Below are 19,779 nucleotides of genomic sequence, written 5' to 3'. Positions count from 1 at the left end.
CAAACGGGTCCGGGCCCGGAAGCGTGAGGCTTCCGGGCCCGGTTCAGTACCGCCGTACGGGGGTTACTGGTTCTGGTTCTCACCGCGGTAGTACTCGAACACCCAGCCGAAGAGGCCGATGAGGAGCAGCGGCGCGGAGAACCACACCAGCCACCAGCCCACCGCGATCCCCAGGAAGGCGAACGCGCCGCCGAGGGCGAGGGAGAGCGGCTGCCAGCTGTGCGGGCTGAAGAAGCCCAGCTCGCCGGCGTCGTCCGCGACGTCCGCCTCCTTGTTGTCCTGCGCACCGGTGTCCACCCGGCGCGCGGTGAACGCCAGGTAGTAGCCGATCATGATGCTCAGGCCGAAGGCGAGGAACAGCGCCGTGGTGCCGACCGGCTCCTTCGACCAGAAGCCGTACACGACGGCGACGGTCAGGATGAACGCGGCGAGCCAGATGAACAGACGTCCCTGGATCTTCACTTCCCGGCCTCCTTTTCACCGGCCAGGGCCTTGCCGGCCACCGCTTCCCGGGCTTCGAGCTGGTCGGCCTCGGCGATCTCCGGGTGGTGCAGGTCGAAGGCCGGGGATTCGGAGCGGATGCGCGGCAGGGTGAGGAAGTTGTGCCGCGGGGGCGGGCAGGACGTTGCCCACTCGAGCGAACGGCCGTAGCCCCAGGGGTCGTCGACCTCGACCTTCGGCGCGTACTTGGCCGTCTTCCAGACGTTGTAGAAGAACGGCAGGACGGACAGGCCGAGCAGGAACGAGGAGATGGTCGAGACCGTGTTCAGCGCGGTGAAGCCGTCCGCGTGCAGGTAGTCCGCGTAACGCCGCGGCATGCCCTCCGCGCCCAGCCAGTGCTGCACCAGGAACGTGCCGTGGAAGCCGATGAACAGCGTCCAGAACGTGATCTTGCCGAGCCGCTCGTCCAGCATCTTGCCGGTGAACTTCGGCCACCAGAAGTGGAAGCCGGCGAACATCGCGAAGACGACCGTGCCGAAGACCACGTAGTGGAAGTGCGCCACCACGAAGTACGAGTCGGAGACGTGGAAGTCCAGCGGCGGCGAGGCCAGGATGACACCGGTCAGACCGCCGAACAGGAAGGTGACCAGGAAGCCGACCGTCCAGAGCATCGGTGTCTCGAAGCTCAGACTGCCCTTCCACATGGTGCCGAGCCAGTTGAAGAACTTCACGCCGGTCGGCACCGCGATCAGGAAGGTCATGAACGAGAAGAACGGTAGGAGCACCCCGCCCGTCACGTACATGTGGTGCGCCCAGACGGTCACCGACAGGCCCGCGATGGAGATGGTCGCGGCGACCAGGCCGATGTAGCCGAACATCGGCTTGCGGCTGAAGACCGGGACGATCTCGGAGACGATGCCGAAGAACGGCAGCGCGATGATGTACACCTCCGGATGGCCGAAGAACCAGAAGAGGTGCTGCCACAGCAGCGCCCCGCCGTTCGCCGGGTCGAAGATGTGTGCCCCGAACTTGCGGTCCACCTCGAGCGCGAACAGCGCGGCGGCGAGCACCGGGAAGGCCAGCAGCACCAGCACACCGGTGAGCAGCACGTTCCAGGTGAAGATCGGCATCCGGAACATCGTCAGGCCGGGGGCCCGCATGCAGATGATCGTGGTGATGAAGTTGACCGAGCCCAGGATGGTGCCGAAGCCGGAGAAGGCCAGACCCATGATCCACATGTCCGCGCCGATGCCGGGCGAACGGATCGCGTCCGACAGCGGGGTGTAGGCGAACCAGCCGAAGTCGGCGGCGCCCTGCGGGGTGAGGAAGCCGGCCACCGCGATGATGGAGCCGAAGAGGTACAGCCAGTACGCGAACATGTTCAGCCGCGGGAACGCCACGTCGGGCGCGCCGATCTGCAGCGGCATGATCCAGTTGGCGAATCCGGCGAACAGCGGCGTCGCGAACATCAGCAGCATGATCGTGCCGTGCATCGTGAACGCCTGGTTGAACTGCTCGTTCGACATGATCTGCGTACCCGGCCGGGCCAGCTCGGCGCGCATGAAGAGCGCCAGCACACCGCCGATGCAGAAGAAGATGAACGACGTCGCGAGATAGAGCGTGCCGATCGTCTTGTGGTCTGTGGTCGTCAGCCACGACACCACGACGCTACCCGGCTGCTTCCGCCGCACGGGGGGTGCGGCCTCGGCCGTCGCGGCAGCACCCTGGGATTCGTTGAGGATGCTCATGGGTTGTTCGTCTCCGCATTCTTGGCGGCTTCGGCCTGGGTGATGCCCGCCGGGATGTACCCGTTCTGGCCCTTCTTCGCCAGGTCCTCCAGGTGCTGCTGGTAGCGCTCCGGGGAGACGACCTTGACGTTGAACAGCATCCGGGCGTGGTCGACGCCGCACAGCTCCGCGCACTTGCCCCTGAAGGTGCCCTCCTTGGTGGGGGTCACCTCGAAGACGTTGGTGTGTCCGGGGATGACGTCCTGCTTCATCAGGAACGGCAGCACCCAGAAGGAGTGGATGACGTCCCGCGAGGTCAGGATGAACTGGACCGACTCGCCCTTGGGCAGCCACAGGGTCGGGCCCGGGTTGCCGTTCTGCGGGTTGCGGTCGCCCGGGATGCCGGCGTCGTGGACGCCGTCGGCACCCTCGGGAACGGACTCGAGGTAGCGGTCCGGGATGGACGCGACCTCGGCGGGCAGCTTCGCGGGCCTGGCCGCGTCGCCGTCCATGTCCTCCATGTAGTTGAAGCCCCAGCTCCACTGGTAGCCCACCACGTTGATGACGTGGTCGGGCTTCTCGGAGGTCTCCAGCAGCTTCGATTCATCGCGCGCGGTGAAGTAGAACAGCACCGAGACGATGATCAGCGGCACGATCGTGTAGAGGGCCTCCAGCGGCATGTTGTACCGCGTCTGGCGGGGGATCTCGACCTTGGTCCTGCTGCGCCGGTGGAACACGACGCTCCACAGGATCAGGCCCCAGACGAGCGCACCCGTGGCGAGTGCCGCGGCCCACGAGCCCTGCCACAGGGAGAGGATTCGCGGCGCCTCCTCCGTGATGGGCGTGGGCATTCCGAGGCGGGGGAAATCCTCGTAGGTGCAACCGGTGGCGGTCGCCAGGACCAGGCCCGCGGCAAGCGCCTGCGGCAGCTTCCGCCGCATCGGGCGCCGCGACATGGGGGTACCGCCCACGCCCTTCAGGCGGTGGGGGAGGTCGGAGCCGTTGGGACTCACGTAGCGCCTTCCCGAGAGTCTCGCCCGCCGACCTGCGGCCGTCTTGTCGTTCGGTCGCCGGGCCATATCGCGGGCAGGGGTTTGGATGTTTATGCGGACCAAACCCTACTGGACTCGTTTTGGCGTCGCGCGGGGAGGGTGCCCAACGCGCCGCGGCCCTCCCCGAAGGTGTGGAACGAGGGCCTCCGGCGGCTTGCCGGGGCGGGCTGACGGGGTGTCGGTGAAGGCTCCGGCCGCCGTGTGCGGGCCCGGGCGTGGCGCGCGCCGGGGACCCGGCCCGGTGGGGCCGGGGCGCCGGGCCGGGTGCGGGGTTAGCGTTCGGTGTGGCCTATTTCGATTCCGCTTCGTCCGCCCCGCTGCACCCCGTCGCCCGCCAGGCGCTGCTGGCCGCCTTCGACGAGGGCTGGGCCGACCCGGCACGCCTGCACCGGGAGGGACGGCGGGCCCGGATGCTGCTCGACGCCGCGCGGGAGGCCGCCGCCGAGGCGGTCGGCTGCCGTCCCGACGAGCTGGTCTTCACCCCTTCCGGCACCCGTGCCGTGCACGACGGGATCGCCGGGGCCCTCGCCGGGCGCCGGCGCGCCGGCCGCCGTCTGGTCGTGTCCGCCGTCGAGCACTCCTCGGTGCTGCACGCCGCCGAGGCCCACGAGGCGGACGGCGGCGCGTACGAGGAGGTCGGCGTCGACCGCACGGGCCGGGTGGACCCGGACGCGTTCGCCGCGGCGCTGGGCCCGGGGACCGCGCTCGCCTGTCTGCAGTCCGCCAACCACGAGGTGGGTACGGAGCAGCCGGTCGCCGAGGTCGCGGAGTCCTGCCGGGCGGCGGGGGTGCCGCTGTTCGTGGACGCCGCGCAGTCGCTGGCCTGGGGGCCGGTCGAGGCCGGCTGGTCGTTGCTGGCCGGCAGCGCGCACAAGTGGGGCGGGCCGCCCGGGGTCGGCCTGCTCGCGGTGCGCAAGGGGACCCGGTTCGCGCCGCGCGGGCCGGTGGACGACCGGGAGTCGGGCCGCTCCCCCGGCTTCGAGAACGTGCCCGCGGTCGTCGCGGCGGCGGCCGCCCTGCGGGCCGTACGGCAGGAGGCGGCCGCGGAGGCGGAGCGGCTGCGGGCGCTGGTGGACCGGATCCGGACGCGCGCGCCGCGGGTGGTGCCCGATGTGGAGGTGGTCGGCGACCCGGTGCGGCGGCTGCCGCACCTGGTCACCCTGTCGTGTCTCTATGTCGACGGGGAGGCCCTGCTGCACGAGCTGGACCGGCACGGGTTCTCCGTGTCCTCCGGTTCGTCCTGCACGTCGAGCACGCTGGTGCCGAGTCATGTGCTGCGGGCAATGGGTGCGCTCTCGGAGGGGAATCTCCGGGTGTCGCTGCCGGTGGGGGCCGAGGACACGGCGGCGGAGGTCGAACGGTTCCTGGAGGTGCTGCCGGAGGTGGTGCGGGAGGTCCGCGAGCGGTTCGGCGCACCGGCCGGGGAGCGGGCCGCGGCCACGGGGCCCGAGCCGCGGACGTCCGGGGCGCGGCCCGCGTCCGAGCAGGCGTCCGGGGCGCGGCCCACGCCAGAGCAGGTGACCGGGGCACGGGCGCCCGAGCCCGTGTCCGAGCAGGCGTCCGAGCAGTCGCCCGAGCGGCAGACGTCCGGGCCTCCTTCCGAGCAGACATCCGGGCAGACGTCCGGGGACTTCTCGCCGGCGGCGGACTCGGCGGCACCGGCCGGAGACGCACCGGCGCTGACCGTGGACTCGCTCGGCAAGCGGTGCCCGATCCCGGTGATCGAGCTGGCGAAGGTGATCGGTGACGTGCCGGTCGGCTCGCTGGTGTCGGTGCTCTCCGACGACGAGGCCGCGCGGCTCGACATCCCGGCCTGGTGCGAGATGCGCGGGCAGGAGTACGCGGGCGAGCGCCCGGCGGGCCCGGGCGGGGGCACCTCTTATCTGGTGCGCCGCCGCTCCTGAGCGGCGGCGGCCCGGGGGCCGTTGCCCCGCGGTCCGGACCGGGGTCCGCGGAACCGGAGGCAGGTCCGCGGAGTACCGGAGGCGGGTCCTGCGGAGTCCCGGGGGCGGGAGAGGAAGAGCCGGACGGCGGGGTGGCGGCACGGCCCGCCGGGGCCGGGCGGGCTCTCCGAACGGTTCACCGGCCCGCACGGTCCACCGGCCCGAACGGTCCACCGGCCCGAACGGTCCACCGGCCTCGTACGGTCCACCGGCCCGCACGGTCCACCGGCCCGAACGGTCCACCAGCCTCGTACGGTCCACCGGCCCGCACGGTCCACCGGCCTCGTACGCCACCCGGGCGCCATACGGGTCCCGGCCGCCCCACGGGGACGTGAAACCGCGCGCGGCCGGTCCCGCCAGGCCTCCCGGCCCGCGAAGCCGCCGCCCGCGAAGCCCGGACCGGCCGGGTCCCGTACGAACCGGTCCCGGCCGACCCCCGCCCCGCACCACCGCGAACCGATCCGTACGGCCCCGAACCTCTCCGTAATGCCGCCCCGGACCCGTGTTCAGGCGAGGTGGGCGCGGACCTCCGCCGCCGCGTCGTCCCCGTACGTCTTCGTGAAGCGCTCCATGAAGTGGGTGCGGCTCAGCTCGTACTCCTGCGTGCCCACCGTCTCGATCACCAGCGTGGCCAGCATGCAGCCGAGCTGCGCCGCCCGCTCCAGGCTCACCTGCCAGGCGAGGCCCGCCAGGAAGCCCGCGCGGAACGCGTCGCCGACGCCCGTCGGGTCCGCCTTCGTGTCCTCCTCCGGGCAGCCGACCTCGATCACCGGCTCACCGGTCCGCTCGATGCGGACGCCCCGGGCGCCGAGCGTGGTGACCCGGGTGCCGACCCTGTCCAGGATCTCGTCGGCGGTCCAGCCGGTCTTGGACTCGATGAGGCCCTTCTCGTACTCGTTGGAGAAGAGGTACGCCGCCCCGTCCAGCAGGACCCGGATGTCGTCGCCGTCCATGCGGGCGATCTGCTGCGAGAAGTCGGCGGCGAAGGGGATGCCGCGGTTCCGGCACTCCTCCGTGTGGCGGAGCATCGCCTCCGGGTCGTCCGCGCCGATGAGGACCAGGTCGAGCCCGCCGACCCGGTCGGCGACCGCCTTCAGCTCGATCAGCCGCGCCTCGCTCATCGCGCCGGTGTAGAAGGAGCCGATCTGGTTGTGGTCGGCGTCGGTCGTGCAGACGAAGCGGGCGGTGTGCAGCACCTCGGAGATCCGTACGGAGGCGGTGTCGACGCCGTGCCGGTCGAGCCAGGCGCGGTACTCGCCGAAGTCGGGCCCCGCGGCGCCGACCAGGATCGGCCGGACCCCGAGCTGGCCCATGCCGAAGGAGATGTTCGCCCCCACGCCTCCGCGCCGCACGTCGAGGGTGTCGACCAGGAAGGAGAGCGAGACCGTGTGCAGCTGGTCGGCGACGAGCTGGTCGGCGAAGCGGCCGGGGAAGGACATCAGGTGGTCGGTGGCGATGGAGCCGGTGACTGCGATATGCACGGCGGGGGCTCTCCTGGGCGGATGCGGCTGATGGAAAGGGGGACAGCTCACGCTACCCGTTTCCGGGTGCTCCCCCGACCCGCCAAAACTACCCGATAGTAGGGCTTTTTTTCGCCGGACCCGGGGTACATACGGTGCCTGAAGAAGGGTGCCGTACCGATACGGCACCACTCCGGACCAGGAGGCCCCATGCCGAAGACCGCGGGATCCCCCGCTTGGCCGCTCACCGCCGAGACCACCCCGCTGGAGCTCGACGGCGGCCTCGCGGAGCTGCGCGGTGACTGCGCGCGGATGGTTCCGCACTGGCGGGCGGGCGTTCCGGCCGCCGCGGAGCCCGTGCCGGCGTCCCGGCTGCACGGCATCGTGGTACCCCCGGCGTCCGCGCGGCTGCTGGACGGCATGTCCGAATACGGCGACTGAGCGTCCGCAGAGGGAACCACTCGCTCCCCCGCCCCGTCCCATCCGCGTCCCCGGCCGAAGGGGGCACGGCATCCCGCCGGTGCGCAGCGTGAGGAGCGAAGCGGTGACCACCGAGAACCCCCCGGACAACACGCCCGAGCAGGCCGACGCCGGTCGGCAGACCTCCGGACGCCCCCGCAGGCGCTCCTCGGTCGTCGCCGCCTCCGTCGCCGCGGCCGTGCTGCTCGCCGGGGGCGGCGGGGCCTACTGGGCCTCGACCGCCTCGGACGGCGACAGCGGCGGCAGCGCCGCGTCGGACGGCGGGGACCCGCCCCCGCTGCGCCTCGACGGCTACGGCGAGCGGGCGGAGGACGGCGGACCGGGTGTCGCGCCCGGCGAGCCCGACCCGTCCGGCGCGCGGTACGTCGCGGAGGGCGAGCTGCCCCGCGGACCGCGGACGGCTCCCGTGTACCGGCCGGGCGGCGAGGTCTCGCGGGAGCGTGCCGAGCAGCTGGCGAAGGCCCTGGACGTGCCGGGCAAGGCCCGGTCGGACGGTGACACCTGGAAGTTCGGCGCCCCCAAGGACGGCTCCGGGCCGGTGCTGGAGGTGGGCACGAAGGCGCCCGGCAACTGGACGTACCACCGTTACGGCCCCGGCGGCTCCGACAACTGCGCGCAGCAGGACGGCAAGGGCGGCGGCGGGCCCGCGGCCCGCTGCCCGGCGCCCGGCGGCACAGCCGGCGGTGGCGGCAGTGACGGCGAACCCGTCACCGAGCGCGAGGCGGAGCAGGCCGCCGGGCCGGTGCTGGACGCGATCGGGCTGAGCGACGCGAAACTGGACGCGAGCCGGGCGCTGGGGGCCGTACGGACGGTGAACGCGGAGCCGGTGCTCGGCGGGCTGCCCAGTTACGGCTGGCAGACCGGTCTCCAGGTGGGCTCGGACGGGCAGCTCGTGGGCGGCAGCGGACGCCTGGCGGAGCTGGTGAAGGGTCCGGAGTATCCGTTGATGAGCGCGGAACAGGCGCTGAAGCGGCTGAACGCGGAGCGCGGCGGCGGCGGGGTCGGCATCGGCGGCTGCGCCTCGGCGGTGCCGCACGGGGACGGCGACGGGGCCGCGCGGTCGCAGCCGTGCACCCTTCCGTCGAAGGAGGACGGGCCCGGCACGGTGAAGCCCGCTCCCTCGAAGATCAGCGACGCGGTGCCGGGCCAGGCGGTGCACTTCGTGGACGGCGAGCCGGCGCTCGTGCCGTCGTGGCTGTTCGAGGTGGAGCTGCCCGGCTCGGAGAACACCTCGACGGTCACCCATCCGGCGGTGCGGGACGAGCACATCGCGCGCGGCGGCGAGGACACCGGCGCCCCGCCGGAGTCGCGCCCGGGCGCGCCCGGCGAGGGGGACGGCGCCGGGGAGGCCGTCAACATCGTCTCGTACCAGGTCGACGGCCGGACCCTGACGCTGCACTTCTGGGGCGGGGTGTGCACGGACTACTCGGCCTCCGCCGAGGTGTCCGGTGACACGGTGCGGGCCCGGGTCACCGGGGTCGAGAAGAACCCGGGGCAGCCCTGCATCAAGGTCGCCAAGATGTTCGAGGAGAAGGTGGAGCTGAAGGAGTCGCCGGGCGACCGCGAGGTGGTCGACGCGGCGGACGGCAAGGCGCTGCCGGACAAGGCGCCGGAACTGAAATGAGCGCGGGTCCCCGGCGGTCCGCCGGGGACGGGAGCGACGAGAAGGCGGCGGGACCCGTGNTCTTGTCGGCCGGCGCCGCCACGAGCGCCCGGCGGGGCTCAGCTGAAGGAGTCGCCGCAGGCGCAGGAGCCGCTGGCGTTCGGGTTGTCGATCGTGAAGCCCTGCTTCTCGATGGTGTCGACGAAGTCGATGGACGCACCGCCCAGGTACGGGGCGCTCATCCGGTCGGTGACGACCTTGACCCCGTCGAAGTCCTTCACGACGTCGCCGTCGAGCGAACGCTCGTCGAAGAAGAGCTGGTAGCGCAGGCCGGAACAGCCGCCGGGCTGGACGGCGACGCGCAGAGCCAGGTCGTCCCGGCCCTCCTGCTCCAGCAGGGCCTTGACCTTGGCCGCGGCGGCGTCGGACAGGAGGATGCCGTCGCTCGCGGTGGTCTTCTCGTCCTGAACGGACATCTGCTTCTCTCCCGGGTTGTACGGATCGCTTGCCGTCGGCTGCAACCCACGGCTCCCCGGATTCATTCCGGGCCACGACGTCGGTTTCCGTCTTTCATGCTCGCACACCGCCGCGCGGGGACACACCCGTCGCCCTCGGGAGGCGGATGCGTCACATCGACACGATGGCCATCGTCAACGTGACGCAAAGCAGTTATCATAGATAACGTCATTCAGACGAAAAGGGTGTCTGTAGAAACCAGAAAGGGTGCGTGCAGTGACCACGGCCCAACCTCTCGATGTCCAGCCGACGCCGCTCGCGCTCCTCCTGCTCGGCCGTGAGGCCGACCCGAAGAGCGAGCGCGGCGTGGAGTGCCCCGGCGATCTGCCCGCCCCGTCCGCCCCGGACCTGGTCGAGCGCGCCCGAGCCGCCAAGGAGGCGCTCGGCGACAAGGTGTTCGTGCTCGGGCACCACTACCAGCGCGACGAGGTGATCCAGTTCGCCGACGTCACCGGCGACTCCTTCAAGCTCGCGCGCGAGGCCGCGGCCCGGCCCGGGTCGGAGTACATCGTCTTCTGCGGTGTGCACTTCATGGCCGAGTCCGCGGACATCCTCACCGCCGACAGCCAGCAGGTCGTCCTGCCCGACCTGGCCGCCGGCTGCTCCATGGCCGACATGGCCACCGCCGAGCAGGTCGCCGAGTGCTGGGACGTGCTCACCGACGCGGGCGTGGCCGGCTCCACCGTGCCCGTGTCGTACATGAACTCCTCCGCCGACATCAAGGCCTTCACCGGCCGGCACGGCGGCACCATCTGCACCTCCTCCAACGCCAAGCGGGCCCTGGACTGGGCCTTCGGGCAGGGCGGCCCGGACACCAGGGTGCTCTTCCTCCCGGACCAGCACCTCGGCCGCAACACCGCCGTGCGCGACATGGGCCTCTCGCTGGACGACTGCGTCGTCTACAACCCGCACAAGCCGGGCGGCGGGCTGACCGCCGAGGAGCTGCGCGCGGCCAAGATGATCCTGTGGCGCGGCCACTGCTCGGTGCACGGGCGGTTCTCGCTGGAGTCCGTACGGGACGTCCGGGAGCGCATCCCCGGCGTGAACGTGCTCGTCCACCCCGAGTGCAAGCACGAGGTGGTCTCGGCGGCGGACCAGGTCGGGTCCACCGAGCACATCATCAGGACCCTGGAGAACGCCCCGGCGGGCTCCAAGTGGGCGATCGGCACCGAGCTGAACCTGGTGCGCCGGCTCGCCAACCGGTTCGCGGCCGAGGACAAGGAGGTCGTCTTCCTCGACAAGACGGTCTGCTTCTGCTCGACGATGAACCGGATCGACCTGCCGCACCTGGTCTGGGCGCTGGAGTCGCTGGTGGACGGCAAGGTCGTCAACCGGATCCAGGTCGAGCCGGAGACGGAGAAGTACGCGAAGCTCGCGCTGGAGCGCATGCTGGCGCTGCCGTAACGGACGCGCCGCGACGGGCCGCGCCGCGGGCGCGGACAGCGCGGGCAGCCGGCTGCCGCCGCCACGGACAGCGGCGGCGCGGCGTGCGTCAAGGGCTTCGCAGGGGCCCCGTGCGGATCCTCGTACGGGGCCCCTCGTATGGATACGCACGGGGCCTCGCGCGGCGTCCGGAACGCCTACCGGCGCCGCGCCTCGTACGGGCGGCGCTGTACGGCCCGCGCCGCCCCCGGCGGCGCGGGCGCCGGCACACGACAGCGGCCGGGGCCGCACCCCCCAGTGGTGCGGCCCCGGCCGTCCGGCGTTGTCAGACCCCGGCCGGTTCCGGGGTGCGGTCCTCCTCCGCGGTGCCGGGCCCGTCGCCCCCGGTGTCACCGGACTGCCCGGCGTCCCCGCCGGAGCCGCCCCGCTTCGCGGCGCGCTTCGCGGCCCGCCGCTCCTTGCGCAGCTCGACCATCGCGTACAGCGTCGGCACCAGCAGCAGCGTGAGCAGCGTCGACGTGATCAGACCGCCGATCACCACCACCGCGAGCGGCTGCGAGATGAAACCGCCGTCCCCGGTGATCGCGAGCGCCATCGGCAGCAGCGCGAAGATCGTGGCGAGCGCCGTCATCAGGATGGGCCGCAGCCGGTGCCGGCCGCCCTCGACGACCGCCTCGACGATGCCGTAGCCCTTCGCCCGGTACTGGTTGATGAGGTCGATCAGCACGATGGCGTTGGTGACCACGATGCCGATCAGCATCAGCATGCCGATCATCGCCGGTACGCCCATCGGCGTGCCGGTCGCGACCAGCAGCCCCAGCGCGCCGGTCGCCGCGAACGGGATCGACACCAGCAGGATCAGCGGCTGCACCAGCGACCGGAAGGTGCCGACGAGGAGCATGAAGACGATCGCGACGGCCGCCAGCATGGCGAGCCCCAGCGCCGTGAACGCCTCGTCCTGGTCCTCCGAGACACCGCCGATGGCGGCCGTGGCGCCCTCCGGCAGGTCCAGCGCGTCCAGCTTGGTCTGCAGCTCCAGGCCGATGGCCCCGGTGTTGTCCCCGGTGGGCTTGGCCGTGACCGTCGCGGCCCGTGCCCCGTCGATGCGGGTGGTCTGCACCGGCCCGGGCACCGTCTCGACCTCGGCGACCTCGGCGAGCTTCACCGGCCCGGCGGGCGTGGTGAGGGTGAGCCGCTTCAGCTGTGCCTCGGTCTCGGCGGGCTTCGCCGAGCGGACGACGACGTCCCGCTCGGTGTCGTCGATGACCGCCGTGCCGGAGGTGGTGCCGCGCACCGCCTGGGTGACGGCCTGGCCGAGCGTGGTGTCGTTCAGCCCGTGGGCCGCCGCCTCCGGTCCGGCCGTGACCGAGATCCGCGGCACGCTCTCGGACAGGTCGCTGCTGACGTCGGTGACGTCCTCCAGCTTCGCGACCTCGCCGCGCACCTGCTCGGCGGCCTTCTTCAGGGTCTCGGCGTCACCGGCCTTCACCACGACGCTCAGGTCCTGGCTCGCGAAGCCGTCGCCGGCGGAGACCGTGGTGTCCCCGACGCCCTCGCCGAGGTCCGCGAGGCCGTCGCGGACCTTCTCGACGACGGCCGCCGAGTCGCCCGCGTCGGCGAGCTTCACCTGGTACGAGGCCTGGTTGGCGCCCGTACCGCCGCCGAAGGCCGCCATGATGCCGGACGAGCCGACGGTGACCTGGTAGTCCTCGACCTCGTCCAGCCCGTCCAGCAGCTCCTCGATCCGCCGCGCGGACCGGTCCGCGGCGGCCAGCCCGGTGCCGGGCTCCAGCTCCTGCTTGACGGAGACGGTGTCCGTCTCGCCGGCGTCGAGGAAGTTGGTCTTCAGCATCGGCGCCATGCCGATGGTGGCGACCAGCACCAGCACGGCGATGACCACGCTGGTGAACCGGCGGCGGGTGGCGAACCGGAGCACCGGTACGTACATCCGCTGCAGGACGCTCTTCGCCTCCTTCTCCTCGGCGGCGCGGCGCATGTCCTCCGGCCCGGTGCCGGCGGCGGGGGCCGGGGTGCGCAGGAACCAGTACGACAGCACCGGCACGACGGTCAGCGAGACCAGCAGCGAGGCCAGCAGCGCCACCGAGACGGTCAGCGAGAAGTCGCCGAACAGGGCGCCGACCATGCCGCCCACGACACCGATGGGCAGGAACACCGCGACGGTGGTCAGCGTCGAGGAGGTGATCGCGCCGGACACCTCGCGGACCGCGGCGAGAATGGCCCGCTGCCGCTCCTCGCCGTAGGACAGGTGCCGCTTGATGTTCTCCAGCACGACGATCGAGTCGTCCACGACCCGGCCGATGGCGATCGTCAGCGCGCCCAGGGTCAGCATGTTGAGCGACAGGTCGCGGGTCCACAGCACGATCAGGGTGATCACCACGGACAGCGGGATCGACACCGCGGTCACCAGCGTGGAGCGCAGCGACACCAGGAAGACCAGGATCACGACGACGGCCATGACCAGTCCGAGAAGGCCCTCGGTGGTCAGCGACTCGATCGACTTGGAGACCGCGGGCCCCTGGTCGCTGACGACGGTCAGCTCGGCGCCGTCGCCGAGGGTCGCGCGGAGCTGCGGCAGCTCGTCCCGGACGGCCTCGGAGATGTCGACGGCGCTGCCGTCCTGCCCCATGGTCATGACGATGCCGAGGCTCGGCTCGCCGTTGGTGCGGGTGAGCGAGGTCGCTTCGGCGTCCTGCTCCCGCACGGTCGCCACGTCGCCCAGGCGGACCGGCTTCGCGGCCTTCGGGGCCTCGGCGCCGGGCGCGGCGGCCGGTGCGACCCGCAGCTCCTCGATCTCCTTCAGCGAGGTGTAGCCGCCGCCGACCTGGACGGTCCTGCTCTTGCCGTCCTCGGTGAGCGCGCCGGCGGGCACCGAGGCACCGCCCGCGCGCAGCGCCTCGGCGACGGCGGCGGCGTTCAGTCCGGCCCGCGCCAGCTTCGCGTCGTCCGGGGTGACGGCGACGACCCGCTCGCGCACGCCGTCCAGGGTGACCTGGCCGACGCCCTCGATGTCCTCCAGGGCGGGCAGCACGGAGCGCTCCAGCCGGCCGGCCAGGGCCTGCTGGTCGTCGTCGGACGTGGCGGCGAGGACGACCGTCGGGATGTCGTCCGTGGAGCCGGCGACCACCTGCGGGTCCACGTCGTCGGGGAGCGCGGCGCGGGCGCGGTTCACGGCCTGCTGGACGTCGGTGACGATCCGGTCGGTGTTGTCGCCGTAGTCGAACTGGGCCATGACGACGGCGGAGCCCTCGCTCGCCGTCGCGGTGACGCCGGTGATCCCGTCGACCGCCTGGATGCCGTCCTCGAGCGGCTCGACCACCTGCTTCTCGACCACATCGGGCGAGGCACCCTGGTACGGCGCGATGACCGACACCATCGGCAGTTCGAGGGAGGGCAGCAGCTGCTGCTTGAGCTGGGGTATCGCGATGGCGCCGAACACCACCGCGACGATCGCCGACAGGGCGATCAGCGCCCGTTGCGCGAGGCTGATTCTGGACAGCCAGGACATGGGTGAAGGTCTCTCTTTCCGGGGCGGTCCGGTCGGTTTCCCGGACGGGCGGAGTCGGCCGCCGGGAGGGCACAGTCGTCCCGTCCCTACGATCAACCATCCCCGGGCGGCGATTCCTCGCCCTCAGGTCGGTTCCGTGTCCGCCGCGTACCGCAGCCGCAGTACGCCCCGCCGGGCCCTCACTCCACCCTTGGGCGTACCAGCCCCGACTCGTAGGCGATGACGACCAGCTGGGCGCGGTCCCGGGCGCCGAGCTTCGCCATGGCGCGGTTCACATGGGTCTTCACCGTCAGCGGGCTGACGGTGAGCCGCTCGCCGATCTCGTCGTTCGACAGGCCCGCCGCGACCTGCGCCAGGACCTCCCGTTCGCGGCCGGTGAGCGCGTCCAGCCGGCCGGCGCCCGGTACGCCGGCCCCGGCCGGGCCGTCGTCGGCGGGCGCGGGGCTCTGGGCGAGGAAGGCGGAGATGAGCCCGGTCGTCGCGACCGGGGACAGCAGCGACTCGCCGGACGCCACGGTCCGGATCGCCGCCAGGAGTTCGTCGGGCTCGGCGCCCTTGCCGAGGAAGCCGGAGGCGCCCGCCCGCAGGGCCTCGACGACGTACGTGTCGACCTCGAAGGTCGTCAGGATCAGCACGCGGACGCCCGCGAGGGCGGGATCGGCGCCGATCGTGCGGGTGGCGGCGAGACCGTCCGTGCCGGGCATGCGGATGTCCATCAGCACGACGTCGGCCCGCTGTTCGGCGGCCAGCCGGACGGCGTCCGCGCCGTCGGCGGCCTCTCCGACGACCTCCATGCCGGGTTCGGAGTCGACCAGGATCCGGAAGGCGCTGCGCAGCAGGGCCTGGTCGTCGGCGAGCAGTACCCGGATGGTCACGTGGTTCCCCCTGTTTTCCGGCCGCGGCACCGGGCGGCACCCGCGGGCGCCGTCCCGGCCCTGCCGCCGGCGCTGTCGTCGGCTCTGTCCTCGGCCTGGTCTTCGGCTCGGTCTTCGGCTCGGTCTTCGGCCCGTTCCCGGGCCCGGTCTCCGGCCGTCGTTCCGGGGGCGGTTCCGGTCCTTGTTCCCGTCGTTCCGGCCGCGGTTCCCGTCGTTCCGGCCGTCGTTCCCGCCGTCGCCGCGGTCGAGGCCGCGGCCTTGGTGGCGCCCGTGCCGGCGGCTCGTCCGCCGGGCGCCGTCCCCGCCGTGCCCGCCGTCCCCGCCGTGCCCCCGGCACCCACGTCACCGGCACCACCCGCGTCACCGGCACCCGCGTCCGCCCCGGTACCGGCGCCCGGCCCGGTACCGGCGCCCGGCCCGGCGTTCGTCCCGGCTCCGGCACCCGTTCCGGCTCCGGCTCCGGCCCGGGAGCCCGTCCCGGCTCCGATGCCCGCCACGGTCCCGGTCCCAATGCCCCTCCCGGTCCCGGCCCCCGTCCCGGCGCCGGTACCCGATCCCGCCCCGGCCACCGCCGCCCCGGTCAGCGGCAGCCGTACGTGGACCCGGAACCCGCGCGGGCGGCGCGGCCCCGCCTCGCAGTCCCCGCCCAGCGCCGCCGCGCGCTCCCGCATGCCGATCAGCCCGTGCCCGCCCGGCAGCGGCCCCGTGGAGCTGCCGCAGCCCGCCCCGTCGTCCAGCACGGAGATCTCCAGCAGATCCCGGTCCCGGCCGATGCGCACCACGGCCGACGCCCCGTCACCGGCGTGCTTCCGTACGTTGGTCAGCGCCTCCTGCACCACCCGGTACGCCGTCAGGTCGACCGCCGACGGCAGTTCCCCGGCGACCTCGGCGGCCCGGGCCGCGTCGCGGCTGTGCCAGGGGCCGCGTCCGCCGTCCGAGGAGACCTCCACGTCCACCGGCAGCCCGGCACGGACGAAGCCGTCCACGAGCTGGTCCAGCACACCGAGCCCCGGCGCGGGCTCGGTGGGCGCGGCCGGGTCGCCGTACTGGCGGAGCAGGCCGACGGTGGCCCGCAGCTCGTTCAGCGCCGACCGGCTGGCCTCGCGTACGTGCGCGAGCGCCTCCTTGGCCTGGTCCGGGCGGTTGTCCATGACGTGCGCGGCGACCCCGGCCTGCACGTTGACCAGGGCGATGTTGTGCGCGACCACGTCGTGCAGCTCGCGGGCGATCCGCAGCCGTTCCTCGGCGACCCGGCGCCGGGCCTCCTCCTCGCGGGTGGCCTCCGCCCGGTCGGCGCGCTCCCGGATGGCGTCGATGAACGCGCGCCGGCTGCGCACCGCGTCCCCGGCGGCGGCGGACATGCCGAGCCAGCCGGCGATGCCCAGATTCCGCTGGTCGTACCAGGGTGTGGCGCCGAACAGCATGGCCGCCGCGGTGAGCCCGGCGACGGTGACGGCGCCGACGCGCCAGGTCGTCGAGCGGTCGGTGCGGGAGGCGACGGTGTAGAGCGCGACGGCCACGGTCGCCGCGACCGGGGCACCCTCCTCACCGGGGCCCGTCACCAGTTGCAGCACGGTCAGGGCGCCGGTGCAGGCCAGCACTTGGGCGGGCCTGCGCCTGCGCAGCACCAGGGCCACGCAGGCCAGCACGGCGATCAGCACACTGAGCGGCTCCGGCGGCTCCCCGAACCGCGGCCGCGCGTGCGGTCTGCCCTCGACCGCCAGATTGATCAGTACGACGACGAGCAGCGCACCCGCGAGCGCGGTGTCGAGCGCGAGCGGGTGGGCCCGCAGCCGGCGCCGGAGGCGGGCCGGGCTCACAGCTCCGGGATCAGCCCGCTGTCGCCCAGCATCTCCCGGACCTCCTCGAGCGAGGCGTCCGGGGACGGCAGGATCAGCTCGGACGGCTCCAGGGAGTCGGCGGGCAGCGGCTCGCCGAGTTCGCGCACCGCGCCGAGGAGAGCGCCGAAGGTGCGGCGGAAGCCCGCGCCGTCACCGCTCTCCAGCTCCTGGAGCAGTTCGTCGTCCAGTTTGTTGAGCTCGGCGAAGTGGCTGTCGGCCAGCTTCACCTGCCCCTCCCCCATGATCCGTACGATCACGACGACCTCCAATCGGGGACCCGGCCGCGCCAGGATCCGGGGGTTACTGCTTGCGGAAGTCCGGTCCGCTCTGCTGCTGGTCCTGCGGCTGCTGCGGGGCGGGGGCGCTCTCGCCCTGCCCCGGCTGCCCGCCTTCCAGGGCCTGCTGGGAGCCGGCGCCGCCGCCGGCCAGCTCGGCCTTCATGCGCTGCAGCTCCAGCTCGACGTCCGTACCGCCGGACAGCCGGTCCAGCTCGGCCGCGATGTCGTCCTTGGCCATGCCGGACGGGTCGTCCAGCGCGCCGGACGCCATCAGCTCGTCGATCGCCCCGGCCCGCGCCTGCAACTGCGCGGTGCGGTCCTCGGCCCGCTGGATCGCCAGGCCGACGTCGCCCATCTCCTCGGAGATGCCGGAGAAGGCCTCGCCGATCCGGGTCTGCGCCTGCGCGGCCGTGTAGGTGGCCTTGATGGTCTCCTTCTTCGTACGGAAGGCGTCCACCTTGGCCTGGAGGCGCTGCGCGGCGAGCGTCAGCTTCTCCTCCTCGCCCTGGAGCGTCTGGTGCTGCGTCTCCAGGTCGGTGACCTGCTGCTGGAGCGCGGCCCGGCGGGACAGCGCCTCGCGGGCGAGGTCCTCCCGGCCGAGGGCGAGGGCCTTGCGGCCCTGGTCCTCCAGCTTGCTCGACTGGCCCTGCAACTGGCCGAGCTGCAATTCGAGCCGCTTGCGGGAGGTCGCGACGTCCGCGACCCCGCGCCGGACCTTCTGCAGCAGTTCGAGCTGCTTCTGGTACGAGTAGTCAAGGGTCTCGCGCGGGTCCTCCGCCCGGTCCAGGGCTTTGTTGGCCTTCGCGCGGAAAAGCATCCCCATCCGCTTCATGACACCGCTCATGGGCCTCGCGCGCCCCCTTCTCCGGGCTTGAGCTCCAGCACTTCCTCGGACCCACATTACGGGGCCTGCTTCCATTACCGCACTGATCCGCCGCGGATGCGCTCATCCTCCAGGACGATCACGTGCGGGTCTTCTCCGGCGCAGGGAGTAGGTGGGGGCCGGACGGAGGACGAGCCCGTCCGCTGTGTCCCGATACCGCCCCGGTTTCCGGGGCGAGCCGTTGCGGGATCGTTCCCCGCCGGGCTGGGGTCCACACCCGCGACCGGCGTACCCTTGGGCTTTGTGTTCCGAAGCCGATCCAAGGACGAGCAGTCCGCGCCCTCCAGGGTGACCGCGGACCAGCCGAAGCAGCCCCGCGACCCGCAGGCGCCCAAGGGCCGCCCCACGCCGAAGCGTGCCGTCGCCCAGTCCCAGCGCCGCAGCGTCGCCGTGACGCCCGCGAACCGCAAGGAGGCCGCCAAGCGCCAGCGCGAGGCGCGCCGTGCGGACCTCGCGAAGCAGCGCGAGGCGCTGGCGGGCGGTGACGAGCGCTATCTGCCGCTGCGCGACAAGGGCCCGGTCCGGCGCTTCGCGCGCGACTATGTCGACTCCCGGTTCGCCGTCGCCGAGTACTTCCTGCCGCTGGCCGTGATCATCCTGGTGATGAGCATGCTGCCGGGGCAGATCAAGAACATCTCGCTGGTGCTCTGGATGGGCGTCATCGTGATGATCGTCATCGACTCGATCGGCACGTCGATCCGGCTGAAGAAGCAGCTGCGCAGCCGCTTCCCCGACGAGAACCTCCGCGGCGCGGTCCCGTACGCCCTGATGCGGACCCTGCAGATGCGGCGGCTCCGGCTGCCGAAGCCGCAGGTCAAGCGCGGAGAGCGGCCCTGAGTACGGCCGGTTCCGCAGGAGCCGGCCCCAGCCCTGCCGGATTTCACCCGGGCTCCGCCACGAGCTGGCTGGGCGGCCTGGAGGGGATACGCATCAGCGTGCGCCGGGAGATCGTCGCCCGGCAGCTGGAGGAACAGCTCGCGGCGCGCTTCCCGTTCGGGCAGCGGCTGCGCGTCCTCGACGTCGGTGTCGGCCCGGGCCCGCTGCCTGCTTCCGGGAGGACCGGCGCGGCGCCGGGGCCCGACGGGGAGCACCCCGGGCCGGAGGTCCGTGACGGCACCCAGGCGCTGCGGCTGGCCCGCGCCGGGCACCGGGTGACCCTGCTGGAGTCCGACCCGGCGATACAGAAGGCCGTGCGCACCACGCTGGCCGCCGAGCCGGAGGGCATCCGCGAGCGGTTCCAGCTGGTGGAGGGCGACGCCCGGGAGACGGGCGCGCACTTCACGCCGGGCAGTTTCGACGTGGTCCTCTGCCACGGCGTGCTGATGTACGTGGCGGAGCCGGACCCGATCCTCGCGGGCCTGGCCCGGGTGCTGGCGCCGGGCGGGCTGCTGTCGCTGCTCGTGCGGAACGCCGACGCGCTGGCCATGCGGCCGGGCCTCGCCGGGGACTGGCAGACGGCGCACACCGCGTTCGACTCACCGGTGTACGTCAACCGCGCCGGCGCCCCGGGCCGCGCCCTGAGCCTGTCCGCGCTCAGCGACACGCTCACCGGCATCGGCACCCCGCTGCACGCCTGGTACGGCGTGCGGGTCTTCACCGACCAGGCGGCCGACGACGCGCAGCCCGCGGACGTGCGGGAGCTGGAACGGATGCTGGCCGCGGAGGAGCGGGCCGGGCGCACCGACCCGTACCGTGCGGTGGCCGCCCTGCTGCACCTGTGCGGTGTCCGCGGCGCCCCGCGCGAGGCCTGAGACGCCGCCGCGCTGTCGCG

15 protein-coding genes and 1 pseudogene are annotated in these 19,779 nt (G+C 72.9%); 6 read left to right on the top strand and 10 right to left on the bottom strand.

The features are described from left to right. Positions 1 to 63: 63 nt before the first annotated feature. From GCU69_RS24500 to ctaC, 3 genes are read right to left on the bottom strand one after another with little or no spacing between them, the layout of a single operon-like run. Positions 64 to 462, bottom strand: a complete 399-nt coding sequence (locus GCU69_RS24500; protein WP_098751549.1) for a cytochrome c oxidase subunit 4 — start codon at positions 460 to 462, stop codon at positions 64 to 66. Then, positions 459 to 2,189 carry an aa3-type cytochrome oxidase subunit I gene (gene ctaD, locus GCU69_RS24495; protein ID WP_098751550.1) on the bottom strand — a complete coding sequence of 577 codons (1,731 nt, stop codon included), beginning with the start codon at positions 2,187 to 2,189 and terminating at the stop codon, positions 459 to 461. The genes GCU69_RS24500 and ctaD overlap by 4 nt, the downstream gene beginning before the upstream one ends. Then, the gene (gene ctaC / locus GCU69_RS24490; protein ID WP_098751551.1) at positions 2,186 to 3,181 is read right to left on the bottom strand and encodes an aa3-type cytochrome oxidase subunit II; all 996 of its coding nucleotides are present in this window, start codon (positions 3,179 to 3,181) and stop codon (positions 2,186 to 2,188) included. The genes ctaD and ctaC overlap by 4 nt, the downstream gene beginning before the upstream one ends. A gap of 323 nt (positions 3,182 to 3,504) precedes the next feature. Here ctaC and GCU69_RS24485 point away from each other — a divergent pair, with 323 nt between their 5' ends. After that, entirely contained in the window at positions 3,505 to 5,124 is a 1,620-nt protein-coding gene (locus tag GCU69_RS24485) for a cysteine desulfurase/sulfurtransferase TusA family protein (RefSeq protein ID WP_235978678.1), read from the top strand. Between the two features lie 545 nt (positions 5,125 to 5,669). Here the strand turns inward: GCU69_RS24485 and GCU69_RS24475 are convergent. Then, positions 5,670 to 6,644, bottom strand: a complete 975-nt coding sequence (locus tag GCU69_RS24475) for a carbohydrate kinase family protein (RefSeq protein ID WP_098751552.1) — start codon at positions 6,642 to 6,644, stop codon at positions 5,670 to 5,672. A gap of 189 nt (positions 6,645 to 6,833) precedes the next feature. Here GCU69_RS24475 and GCU69_RS24470 point away from each other — a divergent pair, with 189 nt between their 5' ends. Both GCU69_RS24470 and GCU69_RS24465 read left to right on the top strand, forming a co-directional pair. Beyond that, positions 6,834 to 7,064: a hypothetical protein gene (locus GCU69_RS24470; protein WP_098751553.1), complete on the top strand. Its 231-nt coding sequence runs from the start codon at positions 6,834 to 6,836 to the stop codon at positions 7,062 to 7,064. A 103-nt stretch (positions 7,065 to 7,167) separates the two neighbouring features. After that, a complete protein-coding gene (locus GCU69_RS24465; protein ID WP_156207196.1) occupies positions 7,168 to 8,727 on the top strand; it encodes a hypothetical protein in 1,560 nt (519 codons plus the stop codon). Between the two features lie 98 nt (positions 8,728 to 8,825). On the opposite strand, the gene GCU69_RS24460 is transcribed toward GCU69_RS24465, so the two are convergent. Then, positions 8,826 to 9,182, bottom strand: coding sequence for a HesB/IscA family protein (locus GCU69_RS24460; RefSeq protein WP_098751555.1), 357 nt, complete (start codon positions 9,180 to 9,182; stop codon positions 8,826 to 8,828). A gap of 256 nt (positions 9,183 to 9,438) precedes the next feature. Between GCU69_RS24460 and nadA the strand changes: the two genes are divergently transcribed. Further along, the gene (nadA, locus tag GCU69_RS24455) at positions 9,439 to 10,626 is read left to right on the top strand and encodes a quinolinate synthase NadA (protein ID WP_176604642.1); all 1,188 of its coding nucleotides are present in this window, start codon (positions 9,439 to 9,441) and stop codon (positions 10,624 to 10,626) included. A gap of 304 nt (positions 10,627 to 10,930) precedes the next feature. On the opposite strand, the gene GCU69_RS24450 is transcribed toward nadA, so the two are convergent. From GCU69_RS24450 to GCU69_RS24430, 5 genes and pseudogenes are all read right to left on the bottom strand, one after another. Beyond that, on the bottom strand, positions 10,931 to 14,131 hold the full coding sequence (locus GCU69_RS24450; protein ID WP_156207195.1) for an efflux RND transporter permease subunit: 3,201 nt from the start codon (positions 14,129 to 14,131) through the stop codon (positions 10,931 to 10,933). 179 nt (positions 14,132 to 14,310) lie between these two features. Beyond that, positions 14,311 to 15,006 (bottom strand): response regulator, encoded by a 696-nt coding sequence (locus GCU69_RS24445; protein ID WP_098751558.1) that lies wholly within the window; start codon positions 15,004 to 15,006, stop codon positions 14,311 to 14,313. Positions 15,007 to 15,536: 530 nt separating this feature from the next. Next, positions 15,537 to 16,826, bottom strand: a pseudogene (locus GCU69_RS24440) (sensor histidine kinase); the annotation flags it as partial. Further along, positions 16,823 to 17,104, bottom strand: coding sequence for a PspA-associated protein PspAA (gene pspAA / locus GCU69_RS24435; RefSeq protein ID WP_156207193.1), 282 nt, complete (start codon positions 17,102 to 17,104; stop codon positions 16,823 to 16,825). The pseudogene GCU69_RS24440 and the gene pspAA, both read right to left, overlap by 4 nt. Positions 17,105 to 17,147: 43 nt before the next feature. Beyond that, positions 17,148 to 17,969: a PspA/IM30 family protein gene (locus tag GCU69_RS24430; RefSeq protein WP_156207192.1), complete on the bottom strand. Its 822-nt coding sequence runs from the start codon at positions 17,967 to 17,969 to the stop codon at positions 17,148 to 17,150. A gap of 282 nt (positions 17,970 to 18,251) precedes the next feature. Between GCU69_RS24430 and GCU69_RS24425 the strand changes: the two genes are divergently transcribed. Both GCU69_RS24425 and GCU69_RS24420 read left to right on the top strand, forming a co-directional pair. After that, positions 18,252 to 18,845, top strand: a complete 594-nt coding sequence (locus GCU69_RS24425) for a DUF3043 domain-containing protein (RefSeq protein ID WP_098751560.1) — start codon at positions 18,252 to 18,254, stop codon at positions 18,843 to 18,845. A gap of 98 nt (positions 18,846 to 18,943) precedes the next feature. Then, positions 18,944 to 19,759 carry a methyltransferase domain-containing protein gene (locus GCU69_RS24420; protein ID WP_235978677.1) on the top strand — a complete coding sequence of 272 codons (816 nt, stop codon included), beginning with the start codon at positions 18,944 to 18,946 and terminating at the stop codon, positions 19,757 to 19,759. Positions 19,760 to 19,779 lie beyond the last annotated feature (20 nt).

Origin of the sequence: Streptomyces lycii, from assembly GCF_009735685.1 — a bacterium.
In the GTDB taxonomy this organism is placed as follows: domain Bacteria; phylum Actinomycetota; class Actinomycetes; order Streptomycetales; family Streptomycetaceae; genus Streptomyces; species Streptomyces lycii.
The sequence above is the reverse complement of the archived record's forward strand: the minus strand, read 5'-3'. Positions and strand labels throughout refer to the sequence as shown.